Origin of the sequence: Pedobacter sp. PLR (genome assembly GCF_026239675.1) — a bacterium.
GTDB lineage: Bacteria > Bacteroidota > Bacteroidia > Sphingobacteriales > Sphingobacteriaceae > Pedobacter.
Genome location: NZ_JAPIVQ010000007.1, coordinates 116,862 through 136,989, shown reverse-complemented (window position 1 = coordinate 136,989; position 20,128 = coordinate 116,862). Strand labels below are relative to the sequence as shown.

Annotated in this window: 21 protein-coding genes and 1 tRNA gene; 13 read left to right on the top strand and 9 right to left on the bottom strand. The window is 41.1% G+C overall.

Going from position 1 to position 20,128, the window contains the following annotated elements:
* Nucleotides 1–29: 29 nt before the first annotated feature.
* Together OQX61_RS18065 and OQX61_RS18060 are read right to left on the bottom strand one after the other, a co-directional pair.
* Nucleotides 30–635: a TetR/AcrR family transcriptional regulator gene (locus OQX61_RS18065; RefSeq protein ID WP_265843203.1), complete on the bottom strand. Its 606-nt coding sequence runs from the start codon at nucleotides 633–635 to the stop codon at nucleotides 30–32.
* 132 nt (nucleotides 636–767) lie between these two features.
* Nucleotides 768–1,382 carry a TetR/AcrR family transcriptional regulator gene (locus tag OQX61_RS18060; protein WP_265843202.1) on the bottom strand — a complete coding sequence of 205 codons (615 nt, stop codon included), beginning with the start codon at nucleotides 1,380–1,382 and terminating at the stop codon, nucleotides 768–770.
* 151 nt (nucleotides 1,383–1,533) lie between these two features.
* Here OQX61_RS18060 and murB point away from each other — a divergent pair, with 151 nt between their 5' ends.
* The 4 genes from murB (at nucleotide 1,534) to OQX61_RS18040 (ending at nucleotide 4,274) form a co-directional block, all read left to right on the top strand.
* Nucleotides 1,534–2,550 (top strand): UDP-N-acetylmuramate dehydrogenase, encoded by a 1,017-nt coding sequence (murB, locus tag OQX61_RS18055; protein ID WP_265843201.1) that lies wholly within the window; start codon nucleotides 1,534–1,536, stop codon nucleotides 2,548–2,550.
* A 169-nt stretch (nucleotides 2,551–2,719) separates the two neighbouring features.
* On the top strand, nucleotides 2,720–3,250 hold the full coding sequence (locus tag OQX61_RS18050; protein ID WP_062546813.1) for a sigma-70 family RNA polymerase sigma factor: 531 nt from the start codon (nucleotides 2,720–2,722) through the stop codon (nucleotides 3,248–3,250).
* 122 nt (nucleotides 3,251–3,372) lie between these two features.
* Nucleotides 3,373–4,044 (top strand): lycopene cyclase domain-containing protein, encoded by a 672-nt coding sequence (locus OQX61_RS18045; protein ID WP_265843200.1) that lies wholly within the window; start codon nucleotides 3,373–3,375, stop codon nucleotides 4,042–4,044.
* On the top strand, nucleotides 4,044–4,274 hold the full coding sequence (locus tag OQX61_RS18040) for a cytochrome b5 domain-containing protein (protein ID WP_265843199.1): 231 nt from the start codon (nucleotides 4,044–4,046) through the stop codon (nucleotides 4,272–4,274). The genes OQX61_RS18045 and OQX61_RS18040 overlap by 1 nt, the downstream gene beginning before the upstream one ends.
* Nucleotides 4,275–4,371: 97 nt before the next feature.
* Here the strand turns inward: OQX61_RS18040 and OQX61_RS18035 are convergent, their stop codons facing one another.
* Nucleotides 4,372–5,292 carry a PfkB family carbohydrate kinase gene (locus tag OQX61_RS18035; RefSeq protein ID WP_265843198.1) on the bottom strand — a complete coding sequence of 307 codons (921 nt, stop codon included), beginning with the start codon at nucleotides 5,290–5,292 and terminating at the stop codon, nucleotides 4,372–4,374.
* 145 nt (nucleotides 5,293–5,437) lie between these two features.
* Between OQX61_RS18035 and OQX61_RS18030 the strand changes: the two genes are divergently transcribed.
* The 6 genes from OQX61_RS18030 (at nucleotide 5,438) to OQX61_RS18005 (ending at nucleotide 9,828) form a co-directional block, all read left to right on the top strand.
* A tRNA-Asn gene (locus tag OQX61_RS18030) sits at nucleotides 5,438–5,514 on the top strand.
* Between the two features lie 228 nt (nucleotides 5,515–5,742).
* Nucleotides 5,743–6,807 (top strand): histidine kinase, encoded by a 1,065-nt coding sequence (locus OQX61_RS18025; protein ID WP_265843197.1) that lies wholly within the window; start codon nucleotides 5,743–5,745, stop codon nucleotides 6,805–6,807.
* Entirely contained in the window at nucleotides 6,800–7,492 is a 693-nt protein-coding gene (locus tag OQX61_RS18020) for a LytTR family transcriptional regulator DNA-binding domain-containing protein (RefSeq protein WP_265843196.1), read from the top strand. Before OQX61_RS18025 ends, OQX61_RS18020 begins: the two co-directional genes overlap by 8 nt.
* Before the next feature lie 20 nt (nucleotides 7,493–7,512).
* Nucleotides 7,513–9,258 (top strand): CocE/NonD family hydrolase, encoded by a 1,746-nt coding sequence (locus OQX61_RS18015; protein WP_265843195.1) that lies wholly within the window; start codon nucleotides 7,513–7,515, stop codon nucleotides 9,256–9,258.
* 80 nt (nucleotides 9,259–9,338) lie between these two features.
* Nucleotides 9,339–9,497, top strand: coding sequence for a hypothetical protein (locus tag OQX61_RS18010; protein ID WP_265843194.1), 159 nt, complete (start codon nucleotides 9,339–9,341; stop codon nucleotides 9,495–9,497).
* A 1-nt stretch (nucleotide 9,498) separates the two neighbouring features.
* A complete protein-coding gene (locus tag OQX61_RS18005; RefSeq protein ID WP_265843193.1) occupies nucleotides 9,499–9,828 on the top strand; it encodes a multidrug efflux SMR transporter in 330 nt (109 codons plus the stop codon).
* A gap of 102 nt (nucleotides 9,829–9,930) precedes the next feature.
* Here OQX61_RS18005 and OQX61_RS18000 read toward each other — a convergent pair whose 3' ends face one another.
* A complete protein-coding gene (locus tag OQX61_RS18000; protein ID WP_265843192.1) occupies nucleotides 9,931–10,842 on the bottom strand; it encodes a LysR family transcriptional regulator in 912 nt (303 codons plus the stop codon).
* Between the two features lie 216 nt (nucleotides 10,843–11,058).
* Here OQX61_RS18000 and OQX61_RS17995 point away from each other — a divergent pair, with 216 nt between their 5' ends.
* From OQX61_RS17995 to OQX61_RS17985, 3 genes are all read left to right on the top strand, one after another.
* The gene (locus tag OQX61_RS17995) at nucleotides 11,059–11,679 is read left to right on the top strand and encodes an NAD(P)H-dependent oxidoreductase (protein WP_265843191.1); all 621 of its coding nucleotides are present in this window, start codon (nucleotides 11,059–11,061) and stop codon (nucleotides 11,677–11,679) included.
* Nucleotides 11,680–11,805: 126 nt separating this feature from the next.
* Nucleotides 11,806–12,696: a pirin family protein gene (locus tag OQX61_RS17990; RefSeq protein ID WP_265843190.1), complete on the top strand. Its 891-nt coding sequence runs from the start codon at nucleotides 11,806–11,808 to the stop codon at nucleotides 12,694–12,696.
* 63 nt (nucleotides 12,697–12,759) lie between these two features.
* Nucleotides 12,760–13,041, top strand: coding sequence for a GNAT family N-acetyltransferase (locus OQX61_RS17985; RefSeq protein ID WP_265843189.1), 282 nt, complete (start codon nucleotides 12,760–12,762; stop codon nucleotides 13,039–13,041).
* Nucleotides 13,042–13,153: 112 nt separating this feature from the next.
* On the opposite strand, the gene OQX61_RS17980 is transcribed toward OQX61_RS17985, so the two are convergent.
* From OQX61_RS17980 to OQX61_RS17960, 5 genes are all read right to left on the bottom strand, one after another.
* Nucleotides 13,154–14,434, bottom strand: a complete 1,281-nt coding sequence (locus OQX61_RS17980; protein ID WP_265843188.1) for an acetyl-CoA hydrolase/transferase C-terminal domain-containing protein — start codon at nucleotides 14,432–14,434, stop codon at nucleotides 13,154–13,156.
* A gap of 164 nt (nucleotides 14,435–14,598) precedes the next feature.
* A complete protein-coding gene (locus tag OQX61_RS17975; RefSeq protein ID WP_265843187.1) occupies nucleotides 14,599–15,492 on the bottom strand; it encodes a sterol desaturase family protein in 894 nt (297 codons plus the stop codon).
* A 1-nt stretch (nucleotide 15,493) separates the two neighbouring features.
* Nucleotides 15,494–16,288 carry a DUF4249 domain-containing protein gene (locus OQX61_RS17970; protein WP_265843186.1) on the bottom strand — a complete coding sequence of 265 codons (795 nt, stop codon included), beginning with the start codon at nucleotides 16,286–16,288 and terminating at the stop codon, nucleotides 15,494–15,496.
* A gap of 21 nt (nucleotides 16,289–16,309) precedes the next feature.
* On the bottom strand, nucleotides 16,310–18,955 hold the full coding sequence (locus OQX61_RS17965; protein ID WP_265843185.1) for a TonB-dependent receptor: 2,646 nt from the start codon (nucleotides 18,953–18,955) through the stop codon (nucleotides 16,310–16,312).
* 106 nt (nucleotides 18,956–19,061) lie between these two features.
* Nucleotides 19,062–20,099, bottom strand: a complete 1,038-nt coding sequence (locus OQX61_RS17960) for a FecR family protein (RefSeq protein WP_265843184.1) — start codon at nucleotides 20,097–20,099, stop codon at nucleotides 19,062–19,064.
* Nucleotides 20,100–20,128 lie beyond the last annotated feature (29 nt).

Genomic DNA, 20,128 nt, shown 5'->3' with positions numbered 1-20,128 from the left:
CTATGATTCTCTGTTATTTAAAGTGTCTGTTATTTTAATCCTTTGATAAATATCTTTGATAAGCTGTGTTGTTTCTCCAGAATGGTTTTCATTTCTTTTTTGCTTGGAAACAATTCTTTATTGCCATGGAGTAGGCATAGCGAGGTGATTCCTGCCTGACTGTCCAGATACAGTTCTGCTATTTTCTGGACGTCTACAGGAGCGATTTCGCCTTTGTCTACGGCACGTTGTAAAACCTGCGCATGAAAATCTTCGTTTTTGGCTTTCATGGTAAGGAATGCGGCTCTGAGCGCATCCGAGTTTAAGGAGGCATCCGGACTGCCACCTGAAAGGTGCAGCATATAATACTTCTGGAAAAAGCGGTGTCTGATTTCTACGAAAGCAGCTAAACACTCTTCCAGCGTGTTTTTGGAAGCCTGATCTTTTTCCATCATTTCGAAGTAGTCGGAGAAAACTTTCTCAATTACACCTAATATCAGACTGCTTTTATCAGGGAAATAATAGTACAGGGAAGGCTTAGAGACGGATAAATCGTCTGCTATTTCGTTCATTGTGGTTTTGTTGATGCCGTAATGAATAAATCGCTTGATCGCACCCTCAATAATCAATTCCCTTTTTTTGTCTGTCTCTACCATTCTACTTTTTTACTTTCTGACTTTTTTATTTCTACAGTCAAAAATACTACCATAATTCCGTAAGTTGGATTTTGTCATGAAAATCCAGGGAAACTTACTTTAAGATGACAAAGTGTTGTGGTCGGGGCGTGTTTAAGGTTGTGGTTTAGTTTTTAGCCCGTCTAAAAAGATATCCGCAAACATTTTCTCTTTTTGAAAGATCAGTTTGAACTGTTCTTTTCCGGGGAACATGCTTTTATCCTTAGAGAGGATATTGAAATGAATACCTGCTAAGGCATCAATAAATATTTCGGTAGCTAGTTTGGTATCGGTCATGAAGAACTCTTTACTGGCCACACCACGGCTAAATAAGGAGCCAATAATGATGAATTCAAAAGTTCTTGCTTTGTGGAATTTCTCCGCCAGGTTTTCCGGAAGTTCATTGCCTATGATCTGGCTGGATTCGAGGATGTTGTAGTATTTCTGAATGAAGGCCTGTCTTTTTTGTAGCAGTTTAAGGACGCCTTCAGTAGCAGTTTTTGTTTTGTCGATAGACTTTACCAGATCTCTGCTGATGATTTGCATGAGGTGTTCTATCGCACTTACATAGAGGCTTAGTTTGTCAGGAAAATAGTAATAGAGTAATGCTTTTGAGAAAGAGATGTCTTTTGCGATTTCAGTCATGGTTGTTTTTGCCAGACCATAATGGGCAAAACGCTTTAAAGCTGCCTCAATAATTAAAATTCTCTTTTTATCCTGATTTTCCATTTAAATTTCTTGTTCTCCTTTCTGAATAAACTTGCTTTTTACACAGTAGAGACGAAAAATAGTCAATTTTTTTAAATATTTATTTAATCATGTTGATTCCCCTCCCGAACAATTACATTTGTAGACTATAGCAAATCAGTTCATTTTAACTATGACCATCTTCCAACAACACACTTCATTAAAACCTTATAATACGTTTGGTATCGCTGTTAAGGCCCTTTATTTCGCAGAGGTAGTTACTCCTTCAGACTTGCAGGAACTGCTGGCCTCAGCGCTGCTCAAAACACAGCCTTTGTTGATTTTAGGGGGTGGGAGCAATCTGTTGTTTACCAAAGATTTTGAAGGATTGGCGGTTAAAGTGAGTATTCCAGGTATTTCAGCGGTAGTTGATGGGGATGAGGTGATCGTAACTGCAGGGGCTGGCGTGGTCTGGAATGATTTTGTCAACTATTGTGTGCAACATGGGTATGCAGGAGTAGAAAACCTGAGCCTGATTCCGGGTACAGTAGGCGCTTCGCCAATACAAAATATTGGTGCTTATGGCGTAGAATTGAAAGATGTGTTCGAATCTTGTACAGGTACGGAGTTAAGTACCGGCAGATCGAGGTCGTTTAGCCATGCTGATTGCCAGTTCGGTTATCGCGACAGCATTTTCAAAAATGAGTTAAAAGGGCAATACCTGATTACTGAGGTACGTTTCCGTTTAAGTCGTGTAGCGAAAATTAACACACAATATGGAGCGATTCAGGAGGAGCTGGCCAATCGTGGTATCAGCACACCAACGATCGCCGATGTATCTGCTGTGGTAGCCCATATCCGCGTAAGCAAACTGCCTGATCCTACAACTATTGGGAATGCAGGTAGTTTCTTTAAAAATCCTGTAATTGCAACTTCTGATTTTAAAAAGGTTTACGAAGCTTTCCCTGAAGTGGTTCATTATCAAGTGCCTCCTGATAAAGTAAAGCTTGCCGCAGGCTGGTTAATTGAGCAATGTGGGTTTAAAGGTAAAGTAGTTGGGCAAACAGGAACCTGGAAGAATCAGGCACTGGTATTGGTCAACCATGGACAGGCTACTGGACAGGAAGTGTACAGTTTTTCAGAAAACATTATAAATACCGTTGAGGCCAAGTTTGGTGTGCGGTTAGAAAGAGAAGTAAATATTTTGTGACACAGGGCTCTTTGTCATAGCCAACCCCGAAAAACAATTTCTTAATATTGCTATTGATTTTTTGGTACTAATGTTGTATAGCATTTGGTGTGTAAGATTAAACAAACTAGCGAGCGCCACTCATAAATCTTTGTTTGTTTGCCTTTTTAACCTTAAAACTTAAAACATTATGACAAAAAATGAATTCAACCTCCAACTAAACGATCATTCTGTTTCGTTGCAGTCATTCGCTTTAAATTTTACTAAAGATATTGAGGATGCAAATGACTTAGTACAGGACACAATGTTGAAAGCTGTAACCTATTACAGTAAATTTAAAGAAGGTACCAATTTAAAAGGATGGTTGTTCACCATCATGAAAAACACCTTTATCAATAATTACAGACGCTTAGTGAAAACTAATGCTTTAATAACCAAATCAGACGATATTTCTTCCGCTAATCTGCACTATAGTGCTTCCAAAAACACCAGCGATAGTAAGTTCATTATAGGCGATATCAATAAAGCTTTAGCCACGCTTCAACCAGAGTATTATGTGCCATTCATTAAATACTTTGAAGGTTATAAATACCATGAAATTGCGGAGATCTTAGATATTCCAATTGGTACTGTAAAAACCAGAATTCATGTTGCCCGCCAGATCCTTAAAAAATATCTAAAGACTTATTCTAAAGAGATTTTAGGTGCAGAAATCATGTAATTCCATTGGGAACGTTATTTAAAACGCCTTAACGCCTACGTTAAGGCGTTTTTTTGTTGAGGGAAAAAAGAAAATTGGTAACTGAGGTCAAAATCATATTTTTGGGCTTAACTAATTAATAAATGAACCTTACTTATCTGTTGCTGGCTTTAGGCATCCTGGTGATTCCAATCCTGCTGCTCTTTGTTAAAAAAACAAACTTCTACCAAACGATAAAATTTGCCCTTCCGGCAGTTGTCATTACCGCATTGATCTTCTCTTTTTTTGCCACACTTTTTGTGATTTTTGGTGCCTGGGTGTTTAATCCCGCTTATTTATCGGGGACCAAACTTTGGATTATACCCATAGAAGAGTGTGTTTTTTACCTGACGAGCTGCCTTGCAGGAATTGCCATTTATCAAAGTTTAAATGTGTTTTTTCCGGAGAATGGCCTGGATAAGTTCAGTCTTTCTATGAGTAACCTGATGTTAGGTATCTGTATTGCGATGTTGTTTTTTGCGCATCTTAAATTGTACAGCACGCTTACTTTTGGGATGTTGTTCGTCTTGATTCTTTATATTGAATACCTCAATAAACGGCGGTTTAGTTATCGGTTTTACCGTGGCTACCTGGCTTCTTTACTGTTCTTCTATCTGGCCTACGGGATCATGACTACGCTTCCGGTGATCACTTATATGGACACGCTGGATTTAAGAATCGGAGCGATTCCTTTTGAAAGTCACTTTTATTTTATGGCGATGCTGCTGATGAGCGTTTATCTTTTTGAATGGTTCAAAAGCAAGTCTAAAGCGTAATGGAGTTGACGGTTTATACGAAACAACAATTGGCTTTGCGCAACGGACAGGATAAACCGGAAATCTGGGTAGCCTATCTCGGGCTGATCTATGATGTTACTGAAAGCCGTTTATGGCGCAATGGGAAACATTATGAGCATTGGGCAGGACAAGACCTGACGGAAGAACTCGCTGATGCTCCGCATACGGAAAGCGTTTTTGAGAAGTTTAGGGTAGTAGGGAAATTATAAAAGCCTTTTATTAGAATTCTAATTCATAAAAAAAACGGAGTGCTCAGTCCAGTTCAGCACTCCGTTTTTTGTTTTCACAATTGCTTGCTACTATTGATTAAGCGTCAATTGTAAATGAGCTTAGTTTCACGAACTCCTGAATACGGTCAGCTACTTCTTCGTCTGTCAGGTTAAGGATTTTTTCTGTTCCGAATTTCTCTACGCAGAAAGAAGCTAAAGCAGAACCGTAGATAATTGCATTCTTCATATTGTTGAAGTTTATGGTACCTACTTTTGCTAAATAGCCAATGAAACCACCTGCGAAAGTATCTCCGGCTCCGGTTGGATCAAATACTTCTGCCAATGGTAATGCCGGTGCAGAGAATATTTTATCTTCATGGAATAACAATGCACCATGTTCACCTTTTTTAATGATCAGGTATTTTGGACCCATTGTCAGGATTTTCTCCGCAGCTTTCACCAAAGAGTATTCTCCTGATAGTTGACGGGCTTCTTCATCATTAATAGTCAATACGTCTACCAGTTTGATGGTTTCCAACAGATCATCCATCATGATGTCCATCCAGAAGTTCATGGTATCTAAAACGATTAGTTTCGGTCTGTTTTTTAATCTTTCGATCACGGTACGCTGAATGATCGGGGTAAGGTTACCCAGCATCAGGTACTCACAGTCCTGGTAATTTTCAGGAATGATCGGATCAAAATCCGCCAATACATTTAATTCAGTGACTAAAGTGTCTCTGCTGTTCATGTCGTTGTGGTATTTTCCTGACCAGAAGAAAGATTTTTCTCCCTCTTTTATTTGTAATCCTTCGGTATCAATTCCGTGTGCATTAAAGGTGTCAATGTCTTCTTTATGGAAGTCATCACCAACAACTGCGACGATTTTTACCTTATCATAGAAGTAAGATGCAGCTAAACTTGCATAAGTAGCGGCTCCTCCGACTATCTTATCTGTTTTTCCGAAGGGAGTTTCAATAGCATCAAATGCCACAGTCCCTATGATTATCAGGCTCATAGATGTTTTCTTAAAATTATTTTAAAATATTTCGTTACAAATATTGCATAAATAAATTAAAACCCCTAATATTGCATTCCCAAAACGAACGAAACTTAATGTTGTTTAAGACTTCAAAAAAGCCGTTTATTTTGGTAACCAGTACTCCCGAGTAGCTCAGCTGGTTAGAGCATCTGACTGTTAATCAGAGGGTCACTGGTTCGAGCCCAGTCTCGGGAGCCAAATTGCAAAGCCTTTCAGTGAAAACTGAGAGGCTTTTTTGGTTTTGAACAAAATCGAAATCCGGCCAGGCGGGCCTAAATCCAAGGATTTTTCACTATAACTTTTATGAGCCCTATCTTAAATGACAGGGGGCGCCTTCCTACGCTCATCCCCAAAATCAAGCATTGGTGTACTTTATCTTTTTTCCCGGGATTAGTTTTCGTTGATTTGTTTCAAATAGAAAAGATTTTGAAAATTAAACCTCATTTATCGCTTTACTGGAAATGTCAGCTTGCTGGCTGGACCATAGCATCCCTGTATTGGACGTTGCAGGGATTTTTGACTGGTGGTTTCCGGATAGATCTGGCTTTGGTTCAATTGATCTCTGACGTCCTGATCTATATTTTGATTACACACCTGTATCGAAACTTCTCCCTGGGTCATCATTGGGAGGATTTAGATTTGAGAAGTCTGTTGATTCGTATCCTGCCAGCTGTACTGGTGATGGGAATCTTATATGCTGTGGTAACGATACTGAAACTTTATGGAATCAGGGTGCTTTTCGACTTAAACGGGCAACAAAGCATGCAGGAATTTATTAAACTGAACGGTCTGGGTATTTTTATGGCTGGGATTCGTTTAATGGCAATCTGGCTGTTAGCCTATCACCTTTATCATTATGCAAAAAGGGAGCTGCGTATGGCAACTGAAAAAGCAAACATTGAATTGAGTTTAAAACAGACGCAACTGGATCACCTTCATATGCAACTCAACCCACATTTCCTGTTCAATTCTTTGAATACGATAAAATCTCTGATTTATACAAGCCCTAATTCTGCAGGAAGGGGAATTGATCTGCTGACTGAGCTTTTACGTGCTGGTCTTTATAAAGGGGAGACTTTGGTGCTTCCTGTGGAAGAAGAACTTTCCCTGGTGAAGGATTATCTGGAACTCGAGCAATTGAGGATGGGAGAAAGGTTGACATTTAAAATAGATAGCAATGCGTCATTTTCCAGCATTCCGGTACCTAGAATGTGTATCCAGGGCCTGGTAGAAAATGCAGTGAAGCACGGGGTTGCGGTACAAAAGGAAGGTGGATTTATTCAGGTGCTTCTGACCAAAGCTTCTGATTTTCTGTGTATTGAAGTGATCAACCCTGGAAGACTATCCGGAGAAAGTACTGAAAGTGGGATTGGACTTAAAAATCTGGAGGAACGACTAAAACTCACCTATGCAGGAAAAGCAAGTTTTGAACTTTATGAAATAGAATCAGGACAAGTATATGCTGCAGTAAAAATTCCGGCTTATGAATAATATTATCAGAACCATTATTATAGATGATGAGCGGGGAGCAAGGCTGGAATTGATCCGGATGCTCAAAGACTATCCACAGATCAGGGTTTTGGCAGAGGCCTCAAATGCCGATGAAGCTGAGGAATTGATCGGTCTTTTAAAACCTGAGCTGATTTTTCTGGACATTCAGATGCCGGGACGATCAGGATTTGAACTTTTGGAAGGACTTGACTTTATACCAATGGTGGTATTCGTTACTGCTTATGATCAATATGCCTTGAAAGCTTTTGAGGTATCAGCGCTGGATTATTTGATGAAACCTATTCGGGAAGAGCGTTTTGAAAAAGCGATGAGTCAGGTTGTTGAAAGGTGTTTAGGTGAAGTGGAGCCAAGCGTATTTGTGAAAAATAAAACGCGTCATTTTCTGCTGAAATGGAGTACCGTTTATTTAATTGAGTCTTTGGATAACTATGCCAGACTACATTTTGGAAAGGAAGAGGTATTGTTAAAGAGTTCCCTCAATAAACTGGAGGAAAAACTGGATAAAAAACTGTTTTTCAGAGCCAATCGTAGTCAGATTATCAATTTAAATGAAATTAGAACCATTACCCGGCAGGACAGTGGAATGTCTATAACCTTAAACAACGGGACGCTGGTCGGGATTTCAGAGCGACAGGCAGTTAAACTCAAGAACTTAAATCAATAAATAATTCAAATTTTATTACCATGAACCAGAAAAGAAAAACCTTTGGTATGGCTGCGCTATGCCTTTTATTTAGTCAGGTAGGTTTCGGACAATCCGCACTGGCCTTGCCTGACACCCTGAATTATCACATCGCGGATAGCGTGCTGATCAAAACCCCTGATGGGCTGACACTGTCGGCGGTAGTGGTCAGGAAAAAGGGAGTAATGATCAAACAACCAACGGCATTACTGTATTTCATTTATTCAGATACCAGGCGGAGCCTGGCTGAGGCTAAATACGCAGCCGATCAGGGATATGTGGGCATGGTAGCCGATTCGAGAGGCAAGCGGCTGAGTCCGGATGATATGGTACCTTATGAAAAGGAGGTGAAAGATGTGAATGCTGTCATTAATTGGATTGTACAACAACCCTGGAGTGATGGGAAGGTGGGAATGTATGGAGGAAGTTATTCAGGTTTTGCACAATGGGCGGCAACGAAGAATTTAAACCCCGCGTTAAAGACGATTGTTCCTTATGTGGCTGCTATTCCCGGACTTGGCCTTCCCATGGAAAATAATATCTTTTTATTGGCGAATTATCAGTGGGCATTTTATGTGACGAACAATAAGTATACAGATAATGCCGTCAATGATGATGGGGCACGTTGGCGGAAGATGCGCATGAAATGGTGGGAATCCGGCCAGGCCTACAACAAGGTAGACAGTTTGGACGGCACAGCCAATCCATGGTTTCAAAAGTGGCTGTTACATCCGGACTACGATGCTTACTGGCAAGCGATGGTGCCCTTTAAACAAGAGTTTTCAAAGATAAATATTCCGGTTTTGACCATTACAGGTTACTATGATGATGGGCAGGTTTCGGCACTTGAATATTTAACAGAGCATTATAAATATCGTCCTGATGCCGAACATTACCTGATTATTGGCCCTTATGATCATTTTGGTGCACAACAGGGGGGCGTCCCGAATTTAAGAGGTTATCAGCTGGATGATGTCGCCTTGATCAATACCAGGGAAATTACTTTCCAATGGATGGACTATATCCTGAAAGCGGGTAAGAAGCCGGAACTTTTAAAGGATAAGATAAATTTCGAGGTGATGGGAGCCAATACCTGGCGTCATGTGCCTTCAATGGAAAAAATGGAATCTTCTAAAATCAGGTTTTATCTGGACAAAAGTGGAGCTCAATATAGTTTGTCTACTGTTAGACCTCTCAAGGGCATTTTTATGGATCAATCTGTTGATCTCGCGGATAGAAATAGTACTAATAATGATTACTACCCCGATCCGATCATCAAAAATGAAATAGACAGGAGTAATGGGTTGTTCTTTTTAAGCCGGCCATTTGAAGAAGCGGTTTCGCTGAGTGGTAAGCTGGAAGGCGTATTAAAAGCAATCATCAATAAAAAGGATATGGATATTGGCCTGACTTTATATGAGCTGACTCCGGAAGGTCAATATTTTCAACTCTCTTATTTTTTAGGTAGAGCGAGTTATGCACACGACATGACTCAGCGGAAGTTATTGAGACCTGGAAAGGAGGAGTCTATCCCTTTTCATCGTTCCCGGGTATTTAGTAAACAGCTTAAAAAGGGTAGTCGTTTGCTGCTGGTACTCAATATTGATAAAAATCCTTTTGCGCAGATCAATTATGGAACAGGAAAAGAGGTCAGTAAAGAAACGGTTAAGGATGCTGCTGAGCCTTTGCACATCCGATGGTCAACGGAGAGTTTCATCGATCTTGGAATCTCTAAAGCCAGTCATTAAATAGCAATTGATGTTTTTCAGGCACATTATTTGTAATTTTTGGGCTGGTTCTTTAATTATTAACCCTTTAATTGCTTCAAATGAAAAGATTACTACTACTCTTTGTATCTGTAAATGCCGCTGCGCAATTTATCTATGAGGATAAGACCAAAATTGCCAAAGATGATGGTTCCGGAGAATCCCGCTCTGTATTGCAAATAAAACAGATCTTTGGGGCAGGTTTAACTTACAAATTTTAACATGAAGTTTCTTTTTCTATTCATAGCGATTATTGCTGAGGTAATTGCTACAAGTGCTTTGAAAGCCTCTGAGCAGTTTTCTAAACCCATTCCTTCTGTTATTGTGGTGGTTGGCTATGTGGTTGCTTTTTACTTTCTCAGTTTAACCTTAAAAACTATCCCTGTGGGCATTGCATATGCCTTATGGTCGGGAGTGGGGATAGTCCTGGTTTCCGCAGCAAGTTATTTTCTATATAAGCAGACGCTTGATTTACCTGCATTACTGGGAATCGGGTTGATCATTGCCGGTGTAATTGTGATCAATGTTTTCTCAAAAACAGCAGCACATTAATTCAAAGACTTGTGCTTTAATCTTTTGAATTTAGCAGAGGGTGCATCATGATCACCCTCTTTTTTGTTGTTTATTCCTCCAGGAGGAGGTTTCTTTTGAAAATCAGGCCATTTCTTTGATACCCATCTCTTTCATGAATATTTCTTCAATGATTTTGATCTCTTCTGCATAGATGGTCTTTTTTCTGGTAGAAAAGTATAACGTGTTTTCAATGACATTATTTCCTTCCCAGATCACTTTCATCTGACCACTTTCTATTTCTTTTCTGCATAAAAAGTCCGGAATGATGGCTACACCGTTTTGCCCGCTGATACAACGCACAATAGAGCTCAGGTTGGGCACAATGTAGTTAGGCTTGAAGTCTGGGCGCTTATTGAAGTTAAGGTGCCAGAAACGCCTTAAATGCTCCATATCTGCAGTGGTGCCATACCAGGTTTGTTGTTTAAGCCAGGCATGTACCTCATTCATGTCTCCTTTTTCAAGTAGTTCCTCAAAATTACCGGTCTCCGTCTGGTTTCCGGCAACCAATACAATCTTCTCTTTTGAAAAAGGCAGGTAGTTGATGTTATTGGAATCTCCTTTCTGAGGGGTGATGATTAAGTCGAGGATGCCATTGTCCAGGTCGCTCAGCATTTCCGGATAATCTCCGAATTTGATGATCACATTAAATGGAAGACCGGGTAAATAAGATTCCAGGGTAAACTGAAAAGTTTCAAAGCACATGCCAATGCTAATTGTTGGGGTGTCTTTTTCTGTACTCTTATGAAAATGATGCTCAGCAGTTTCCAGTTTGGTGATGGCTTCCAGGATATAGTTGTACAGCACTTTTCCTCTTTCTGTAGAGACCATTCTTCTGGAAGTTCTGTCGAATAGCTTATAACCTACATAGGCTTCCAGCGAGTTGAGGTGTAAGCTTACGCCTGGCTGAGAAATGTATAAAACTTCTGCTGCACCGGTGAGGGTGCCTGTTTCATAAATCGCTTTAAATGTTCTGAACCACTCTAAATTTACCATTGCTGTTTGTATTAGTATGTTTAGTCTTGTATTATAATTGTGATACAAAGATATGATTTAAGTGATTTTAATTATAGGAAAAAGCTGCTTAATTTTGTATCAGTGAAAGCGTGTTGCTGGTCATAGTTTAGATCCTTAGGTGTTTAAGGGTTTTTAGAGGCCGGTGGCGATAAAGAAAGCGCTTAGAGATTTAATCATTAGTAAAAAGATATAAAAATGAAAATATTTGTAATCAATGGTGGACAGGTGTTTGGTCATTCGGGTGGCCGTTTCAATGCAACGGTTACTGCGGAAACGATCAGTTTTTTTGAGAATCAACCTGGATTTGAAGTAAAAACAACAAATGTGAATGAGGATTATGATCCGATTGAGGAAGTAGAAAAATACAACTGGGCGGACGTAGTCGTTTACCATACGCCGATCTGGTGGTTCCAGGTGCCTCATGGATTGAAAAAATATATTGATGTGGTTTTTACCGCAGGGCATAACAGGGGGATTTATAAAAGTGACGGGCGTTCTGCGGAAAATCCAATGATTAACTATGGTACCGGCGGGTTGCTGACCGGCAAAAAATATATGTTAACGACTTCCTGGAATGCACCAAAAGAAGCTTTCACACTTCCGGGAGAGTTTTTCAATGAAAGAAGTGTGGATGACGGGCCATTATTTGGATTCCACCGCATGAATGCCTTTACCGGTATGAAACCATTGCCAGGTATTCACTTTCATGATGTAGAGAAGAATGCCGATCTGGAAACCGACCTTAATAGGTACCGTATGCATTTAGCCGAACAGTTTATCCCACAGCTGGCAGAAGCAGAGCTGCAGGAAAACTAAATAATTTATTGCCTGGAAAGCCCTGTCCTGTTAAGGGATGGGGCTTTTCTTAGTTATAGGTTAATTTTTATTAATTCTTTATTTGCCCCTCTTTTAATGGTAACTTAGAATAAAAGAGAATTCCTTATGTCGAATATCAAACTGATAATTGAAGAAAGAGCAAGTAATATTGGCAATTTTATGGTCGGCAGGCTATTGCCATTCCGCGAAAAAAGAATGGTCGGTCCATTTGCTTTTATTGACCATATGGGCCCTGTTTGCTTAAGTGATCATGAAAATCTTGACGTCCCTCCGCATCCACATATCGGTCTTTCTACCCTTACCTATCTTTTTGAAGGGAGCATCATGCATAAAGACAGTCTGGCAAATGAGGTAGAGATTAAACCCGGACAAGTGAACTGGATGACCGCAGGAAAGGGAATTGTGCATTCTGAACGGACCCCTGCTTACCTTCGTGATTCCGACAAAATGCTGCATGGCCTGCAAATCTGGGTGGCTTTGCCTAAAGAAATAGAAGAAATGGAGCCTGAGTTTTTTCATGTGGAATCCACAGCTATTCCCGCCTGGGAAAGTGATGGTGTTTCTTTTAAACTGATCGCCGGTGCTGCTTTTGGAAAGGAATCTCCGGTGCCTGTTTATAGTCCGCTTTACTTTTTGGAGCTGAAAACAAAAGAGCGTAAAACCGTTAAAATCGGGGAGGATCTATTTGGCGAAAGTGGCTTGTATATTTTGGAAGGTGCCATTGAAAGTGAAGGCTTTACTTATGAGCCTAAACAGCTTTTAGTGGCCAAAGACAGTAAATTATGTGAGTTTGTGATGCAGGAAAATACGACGGTCTACATTTTTGGAGGTACGCCTCTTCCGGAAGAGCGTTTTATCTACTGGAATTTTGTAGCCAGTTCAAAAGATATTATTGAGCAGGCAAAAACCAAATGGCTGGAACAGTCTTTTGAAAAGGTGCCTGGCGAAACTGACTTTGTGCCTTTGCCGGAGCAGGGGAGCAGTATTAAAAATTAAGATATAAAATCAGGAAATCCTCTTTTAGAGGGTCTACATACTTGAACCAATAAATTTATTCTTATGAAAATTGAACATCTAAATGAAAATAAAGGTGGCTATTTTAAAGCTGTAAATGAGGGCAAGACGGCAGCAATGATGAATTATGCCTGGGCTGGTCCGGCAAAAATCGTGATAGAACACACCGAAGTGAAACCTGATTACTCTGGTCTGGGTGTTGGAAAGGCAATGGTTTTAGCAGCAGTAGATTATGCGAGGCTGCAGAAAGTAAAAATCCTTCCCTTATGCCCATTTGCCAAGAGTATCTTTAATAAGGATGAGACTCTAAATGATGTGCTCTTTTAATATCCATTAATTGTTTTGCGAACAATCGATACCAGTAGATTTGCTTAACGCTTCAAACAGAACACCTGATGGCAGGTGTTCTGTTTGAAGCGTTCCGGTTTTCAGAAAGTCTTTAATGGTTAAACCGGTCATGGAAAGCGCGTTCCAGTTCTTCTCTGTGCATCGGATGCGCAAGGTTGATCAAAGCTTTTGCCCTTTGTTTTAAGCTCATTCCGAAGAGATTTACTTTCCCGTATTCTGTAACGATCCAATGTACATGCCCCCTTGTGGTCACTACGCCGGCTCCTTCTTTTAAAAAGGGAACGATTCTGGAAACTCCTTTTGAAGTGACCGAAGGAAGGGCGATAATCGGTTTTCCACCTTCAGAAAGCGAGGCCCCATGAATAAAGTCCATCTGTCCGCCAATACCGGAATATTGATAAGTACCCATAGAATCTGCACAGATCTGTCCGGTTAAATCCAGTTCAATAGCCGAATTTATGGCTGTTACCTTAGGGTTTTTCCGGATGATACTGGTGTCATTCGCGTAGGAAATATCCATTACACGGATGATGGGATTATCATTTACGAAATCATATAATTTTCGGGTACCGATCATAAAAGAGGTGATGGACTTACCACGGTTTATTTTCTTGAGGCTGTTGTTGATGACCCCACTTTGAATCAATGGAATGACGCCATCGGAAAGCATTTCTGTGTGTAAGCCCAGGTTTTTATGACCGGTCAGATTTTTTAATACCTGATCCGGAATGCCGCCGATCCCCAGTTGCAAGGTAGCACCATCTTCTACTAAAGAAGCAATGTGGGCACCGATGGTAATTGTTGCTTCACTGGTCTTCGCCGAGTAATCCACCTCTGGTAATTCCTGTTCAAAATGGACCAGTGCATGTATCTGGCTGATGTGAATAAAACCATCACCATGTGTTCTTGGCATTCTTGGATTGACCTGCGCGATGATGTGTCTTGCGGTATCTACCGCAGCTCTGGCAATATCAACAGAGGTTCCTAAAGAGCAATAGCCATGGGCATCAGGTTCTGATACCTGCACCAGGGCCACATCAATGGGTAAAAATCCTTCTTTGAATAATTTAGGAATCTGGCTTAGGAAAATGGGAATGTAATCACCATGTATACTATTGGCAACTGCTCTGGTGTTCGCTGATACAAATAGCGAGTTAACGAAAAAGCTTTCCCGGTAAGGACTTTGGTTAAAATCTATGTCACCAAGTGTGGTAATACTCGTGATTTCTACGTTTTTCAGCTCGTTATGTCTTTTTTGTAAGGTTTTAACCAGGTGAACCGGTGTGGCTGCGCTGCCATGAATAAATACGCGGTCACCTGATTTAATGATTTGTACGGCCTGTTCTGCGGTACTGTAGTTGGGGTTATTCATAGATTTTAATCAGCTTTAAAGAAATTTAGAGGTTAATTCTATACCTAACAAAAAGCCAGGGATTTTGTGCTAAATCTCTTGACAAATCCCCGTAAAGCTGGTGATGAAGATCATTTGAATCTGGTGATGAAGATCATTTGAATAAAGACGTTGATCAGAATGAATCAGGCTTGATCCATGAGTTCTTTCTGAAGTACTCTGGAGGTTTTACTGGTGCCATCATGGCTCCATCCCGGTGGGTTAAACAGGTATTTCAACTTGTTCTTCCAGCCTGGCGCCCTTTTTACATCGGCAAAAAGTGCAATCAGCTCATGAAAGATAACATTTACGGCACCATGGTCTTCCGGTTGTGAGGTTAATCCGTAGTGAATCTTCTCTTCAGGGATTTCCTCCTGAAAAGTACCGAACCAGCGGTCCCATACGATCAGCACCATGCCCATATTTTTATCCAGATACCTGATATTGCTGGCATGGTGAACGCGGTGATGGGAAGGGGTCACAAAGACATATTCGATCCAGGGATGTAGTTTTCCTATTGTTTGGGTATGGACCAGGTTGCCATAAATCTGGGTAATCAGGTAGGCAAAAAGTATGTCAAAAGCATTGAAACCCATGAAAGCCAATGGCAAATAGAAAAACACACGGTATAAGGGCTCAAATACAGTAGACCTGAAGCCGGTAGTCAGGTTGAAAAATTCTGAAGAATGGTGGGTCACATGCATTGCCCAGAATAAGCGCACATAATGTCCGGTGGTATGTAACAACCAATAGAGGAGGTCCTGTACCAGGATTAACACGATCCAATACAGCCAGACATTGGAAATTTCAAAAAGACGGTAATGGGTATAACAGTAATCCAGTAAAAAGAAGGTCGCCGTTTTCATGGTCAGGTTCACTACAAACGCAACAACCATCAGGTAAACATTGGTGAGTGTATCACGTCCATGATACATTTTTTTATCATGGACGTAGCTAAAGTACATTTCTATTAAGGTAAGGATTACAACAAATCCAAATAGCGTAATAATGCTCAGATTTTTGTCTAATAACTCATTCATCTTAAGGAATCACTAACATTCTTTTTTGCGTGGTTTGCGCACTGAAAAATCCCAATGCACCACCTTTTAAATTGCTCAGCGGGTTTGCTGGCGCGGCTCCATTATCAGAGCCTTCTGCAGCAGATAAACTGAAGAGATAAAGGTAAACAGAAGCATCAATACTATGCATTTCGAGTGCTAATTTGTCTCCTTTTTTAAAATTCCTTGACAAATCATCGGTTTTATTCTCAAAAATGACAGCCGTGTTTACTTCCTGACCCGGAGTGAATTGATCGTTCATCAGGCTAAAGTTTCGTTGTCTTTTATCATTGACAAACAGCTCAAACCAATAAAAGTTTGTCTGGGTGGCCGGGTCTTTATATTTCACATAGGTGATGGTTCTCAGGCTGTCAAAATCTTTCGGCTTCAGGTAAAAATCATCAAAGGGAACAGGGAATGGCATCGTGCTGGAAGCACTGAAAGTTTCCCCTTCCACCGCAACTGTCAAATGATAAGTCTGGCCGGGAACACCGGTTAAAGTAGACAGTTTATAGACCCCCGGACTAACTTCCGGCAGGGTATAAGTAGTTCCGTTATTTTCAATTTTCACCAGCCCGCCACTTAAGCCGTTGAATGGATTGCTGTCTTTAAAGTTTCTGGTTTTACTGAGCAGGACGGTGCAGCTGCCAGGTTCATTGGTCAGCGTTCCTTCAATCACATATTTGACTTCATTATCAGTGTATTTCAGGTCAATCACCTTTTCACAGGAGCCTAGTAATACAGGGATTAATAATAATAAGTAGGATATATTTTTCATGGGGTAATTTCTGCAGGGTTTTTAAAATTTGAAATCATAAGAAATGGAAGGAACAAACCTGAACAGGCTGGTCTTCAGGGCTTCTGTTACATTGGGTTCATTTTCATTTTCGCGGAAAGCGATTCTGTACGCATTTGAACGGCCATAAGCATTGTATAAGCTAAAGCTCAGCTCTGAAGAGAAGTTCTTTCTCTTTTTCAGGATATGCGTGGCGCCAAGATCCAGACGGTGATAAGCAGGCATACGGTCTGCATTTCTTGCAGAATAATAGAAATAACTCTCTCCAAGCAGCGTGTATTTCGCATTCGGGAAGGTGACTGCGTTACCTGTTGCAAAGACCCAGTTGGCAGAGAACGACCATTTTTTATTCAGCTCATACATGGCCACAATAGAAATATCGTGCGTACGGTCTTGTCGGGTATTGTACCATCGGTTATTGTTGATGCCATCCACCTGCCTTTCTGATTTGGAAAGGGTATAGGCTAGCCAACCGGTTAGCTTTCCTGTTTTCTTTTTCAGTAGCCATTCCACACCATAAGCACGTCCTTTGCCAAAAAGCAATTGCGTTTCTATCGGTTTGTTGGTGTAAATATCGGCCCCATTCCGGTAATCGATCTGGTTTTTTAAGTCTTTGTAATAGGTTTCTATCGTGAGTTCGTAACGGTCTCCGGCAAGGTTTTTATAGTACCCTAAGGATACCTGATCACTGAGTTCTGGTTTAATGATATTGGTGCTGGCCGTCCATCGGTCTACCGGAGATGCCGAATTGGAATTAGAAATCAGGTGCAAATTCTGCGCATTACGTACGTAGGAAGCTTTTAAAGCCGCCGACTCAGAAAGTTGTACTGATGCCGCAATTCTGGGTTCCAGATTGATATAGGTTTTTACCACTTCCCCTCTTTTATAAGTGGTTTCGCCAGTCACTTGTCCTGCGTTATTGATGTCATAATAGGTGCCTTTACCAAGGATGCTAAATGCAGATAAGCGCAAGCCATAGGTCAGACTAAGGCCTTCAGCTACTTTCCAGGTATTGCTCGCATAAATGGCGTTATCTAAAGCGTAGCGGTTTTCCAGATCCTGGGAAACCATGCCTGAATTGCCTTCTGCCCTTACTTCTCCTGGTTTAATGGTATGGTAAATGGAGTTTAACCCAAAGCTCAGGGTGTTCTTATCGTTGATGAACCATTGCAGGTCTTCTTTGAAATTAAAGTCTCTGATTTGGGAAAATAACGACAAGGAGCTTTCTTCTTCATTCGTGCTGATTTTGTAGTTGTAATTGCTGAAAATCAGGGAAGTATTGGAGAATAGTTTGTTGCTAAACAGGTGATTCCAGCGAAGGGTAGCCGTTGCATTCCCCCAGTTGATGCCGGCCAGATTATCTGCAGATAATACATCTCTGCCAAAATAACCGGATACATAAATCCGGTCTTTCTCACCCAGAATGTAGTTTGCCTTGGCATTTACATCGTAGAAATACAAGCTACTGTTCCTGATTGCAGAGTCTTTTGATAATTTCAGGAAAGCATCCAGATAGGTTCTGCGGGCAGAAATCAGGAAGGAAGACTTTTCTTTTTGTATCGGTCCTTCTACATTTAACCGGGCAGCAATCATGCCTACACCACCGCTTACGCCGAATTTCCGGAGATTTCCATCGTTCATTTTTACATCCATCACAGAAGAAAGACCTCCACCATATTGTGCTGGCATGCCACTTTTATAAAGCGTCACATTTTTGATGGCGTCGGAGTTGAATGTTGAAAAGAAACCCAATAGGTGAGAGGCGCCATATACCGGTGCTTCATCCAGCAGGATCATGTTCTGGTCTGCGCTTCCTCCGCGGACAAAAAAGCCCCCGGCACCTTCTCCCGAGGATTTTACACCCGGTAGTAGTTGTAAGGTTTTGATCACGTCGCGCTCACCCAGTACCATTGGTATGTTTTTCGTTTCTTTTAGGTTAATGCGTTCCATGCCCATTTGTGGGTTTTCTATATCTCTTTTTGCTGAGGTAGCCGTGATGCTGACTGTTTCCAGTTCATTTGCATCTTCTTCCAATGCGATGTTGAGGCGCATAGGGCCATTCAGGTCAATGGATTTTGTCAGACTTCGGAAACCAATCGCTGAAACTTCTATTTGTTGTATTCCTTTTGGGAGTGTGATGGAATAGAAGCCATATTCATTACTGATGCTGGCAACTTTGGTTCCAACCCAGCGTATGGTAGCTGCAATTAGTGTTTCTCCCGTTTTAGAAGAAGAAATCGTACCACTTAAACTGTACTTGTCTGCGTTTCTCGCCGGATTTGCCGCCGGATCGGCTCCCGGCTTTTTTCCTTTCGTCGCGTCATATTGAACGTGAATCTCCTGATCAAGCGCCTTAAACTTAAAAGGCTGATCGGAAAAGGCCATCGTCAGTACCTCATTCAGGGTTTTATTTTTGGCTTCTAATGAGATTTTCACCGGACTATTGGCCACCTGTTCATTATAAGTGAACTTTACCTGGCTCAATTTACTGATCTTATCCAAAGCGGTTTTTAAAGGTTCTGCTTTCAAACTGATGGTCAATCGCTTCTCCAATGGCATTTGTGCATGGGTTGTCAGCTGCATCAGGAGTACAAATAGTAACATTAAGGCGATAACCGCCAGGAACCTTTTAGGTCCGTATTTTTTCATAACTTTAGCTTAAATATTGATTTTATCTGCCCTTAAGTTCTCAAGGCCGGGGCATTTTTAAATTGATTGCGGTACTTGTCCGGTTTTCTTTATAGAAGCCGGACATTTATTTTGTAATTACATATTGCCCTCCATCTTTTTTCCAATTGCTTTCCATTACCGTACATAGTTTTTGCAGGGACTGTAGCAGTGTGGTGTTCATATTTAAATGACCATAAAAACGGTGGTCCTGTAATTCAGGAGAAAGATTGATCTGGACCTGATATTGCATTTCCAGATCTTCAATTACTTCCGCTAATGGTGTTCCTTTATAGTCGAAAAGCCCTAAACGTCTGTCCAGAAAATCTTTGGCGTCCGGGAAGTTTATCGTGCTGATGGTTTCTTGTTTTTTGTCGACAGATATGCGTTGATTGGCGGTAATGACGGCTTCTCTGGTTTTTCCAGCTGCATCAAGAGATACTGCCACCTTTCCACTGAGCAGGGTGATATTGACATCTTCTTCCTTAGGGTAGGCCGATAAGCTGAAACTTGTACCCAAAACGCGGGTACTTACTTTTCCTGATTGGATGATAAAAGGATGGTTGGCATCATGAGCCACCTCAAAAAAGGCTTCTCCGTCCAGGCTTACCAGGCGGTTATTCCCTTCAAAGTTGGCTGGATAAGTTAATTTACTATGTGGACTTAGCCATACTTTTGTGCCATCGGAAAGTTGTAATTGTTTGCGGTCATGGCCGACGCTGGCGATTTCCATTTTTGGAGCACCTGCTATACCAGTCCATAATTCGGCGCGATAAAAGTAAATGCCGCAAACCAGAAGTAGCATGGCAGCAATTGCCGCAACGTACCGGAACATCGGGTATGATTTCGGAAAAGGAATATCCGGGTTGCCGGTATTTCGGGTAGCAAGGTGCTGATCAGGGATCGCTGCGGTTTGCTGTGGATTTTCTTGCGGAAGAAAATAAGGCAATAATCCTGTTTCCGGAGCGAGGGGGATCTGATCCCAGGTAGCCGACAACAGTTGAACGAGGTTTTCCTCTTCTTTTCCTTTATTGATGAGTATAAAGAAACGATTCAACTCTTCCGCCGTGCAGCGGTTGTTCAAATACAGTTGATATAGACGGATTAATTCTTCTTTTTCTTCCATGACTACTTACCATACAACTGTAATGGCGG

Bases quoted from the DNA above. Each gene is read 5' to 3' on its own strand.
- OQX61_RS18005 (WP_265843193.1), top strand. From the start codon at position 9,499: ATGAAGTTTCTTTTTCTATTCATAGCGATTATTGCTGAGGTAATTGCT.
- OQX61_RS18060 (WP_265843202.1), bottom strand. From the start codon at position 1,382: ATGGAAAATCAGGATAAAAAGAGAATTTTAATTATTGAGGCAGCTTTA.
- OQX61_RS17975 (WP_265843187.1), bottom strand. From the start codon at position 15,492: ATGAATGAGTTATTAGACAAAAATCTGAGCATTATTACGCTATTTGGA.
- OQX61_RS18065 (WP_265843203.1), bottom strand. From the start codon at position 635: ATGGTAGAGACAGACAAAAAAAGGGAATTGATTATTGAGGGTGCGATC.
- OQX61_RS18035 (WP_265843198.1), bottom strand. From the start codon at position 5,292: ATGAGCCTGATAATCATAGGGACTGTGGCATTTGATGCTATTGAAACT.
- OQX61_RS17980 (WP_265843188.1), bottom strand. From the start codon at position 14,434: ATGAATAACCCCAACTACAGTACCGCAGAACAGGCCGTACAAATCATT.
- OQX61_RS17990 (WP_265843190.1), top strand. From the start codon at position 11,806: ATGTCGAATATCAAACTGATAATTGAAGAAAGAGCAAGTAATATTGGC.
- OQX61_RS18050 (WP_062546813.1), top strand. From the start codon at position 2,720: ATGACAAAAAATGAATTCAACCTCCAACTAAACGATCATTCTGTTTCG.
- OQX61_RS18040 (WP_265843199.1), top strand. From the start codon at position 4,044: ATGGAGTTGACGGTTTATACGAAACAACAATTGGCTTTGCGCAACGGA.
- OQX61_RS18045 (WP_265843200.1), top strand. From the start codon at position 3,373: ATGAACCTTACTTATCTGTTGCTGGCTTTAGGCATCCTGGTGATTCCA.
- OQX61_RS17995 (WP_265843191.1), top strand. From the start codon at position 11,059: ATGAAAATATTTGTAATCAATGGTGGACAGGTGTTTGGTCATTCGGGT.
- OQX61_RS17960 (WP_265843184.1), bottom strand. From the start codon at position 20,099: ATGGAAGAAAAAGAAGAATTAATCCGTCTATATCAACTGTATTTGAAC.
- OQX61_RS18000 (WP_265843192.1), bottom strand. From the start codon at position 10,842: ATGGTAAATTTAGAGTGGTTCAGAACATTTAAAGCGATTTATGAAACA.
- OQX61_RS18010 (WP_265843194.1), top strand. From the start codon at position 9,339: ATGAAAAGATTACTACTACTCTTTGTATCTGTAAATGCCGCTGCGCAA.
- OQX61_RS18015 (WP_265843195.1), top strand. From the start codon at position 7,513: ATGAACCAGAAAAGAAAAACCTTTGGTATGGCTGCGCTATGCCTTTTA.
- OQX61_RS18020 (WP_265843196.1), top strand. From the start codon at position 6,800: ATGAATAATATTATCAGAACCATTATTATAGATGATGAGCGGGGAGCA.
- OQX61_RS17985 (WP_265843189.1), top strand. From the start codon at position 12,760: ATGAAAATTGAACATCTAAATGAAAATAAAGGTGGCTATTTTAAAGCT.
- murB (WP_265843201.1), top strand. From the start codon at position 1,534: ATGACCATCTTCCAACAACACACTTCATTAAAACCTTATAATACGTTT.
- OQX61_RS17965 (WP_265843185.1), bottom strand. From the start codon at position 18,955: ATGAAAAAATACGGACCTAAAAGGTTCCTGGCGGTTATCGCCTTAATG.
- OQX61_RS17970 (WP_265843186.1), bottom strand. From the start codon at position 16,288: ATGAAAAATATATCCTACTTATTATTATTAATCCCTGTATTACTAGGC.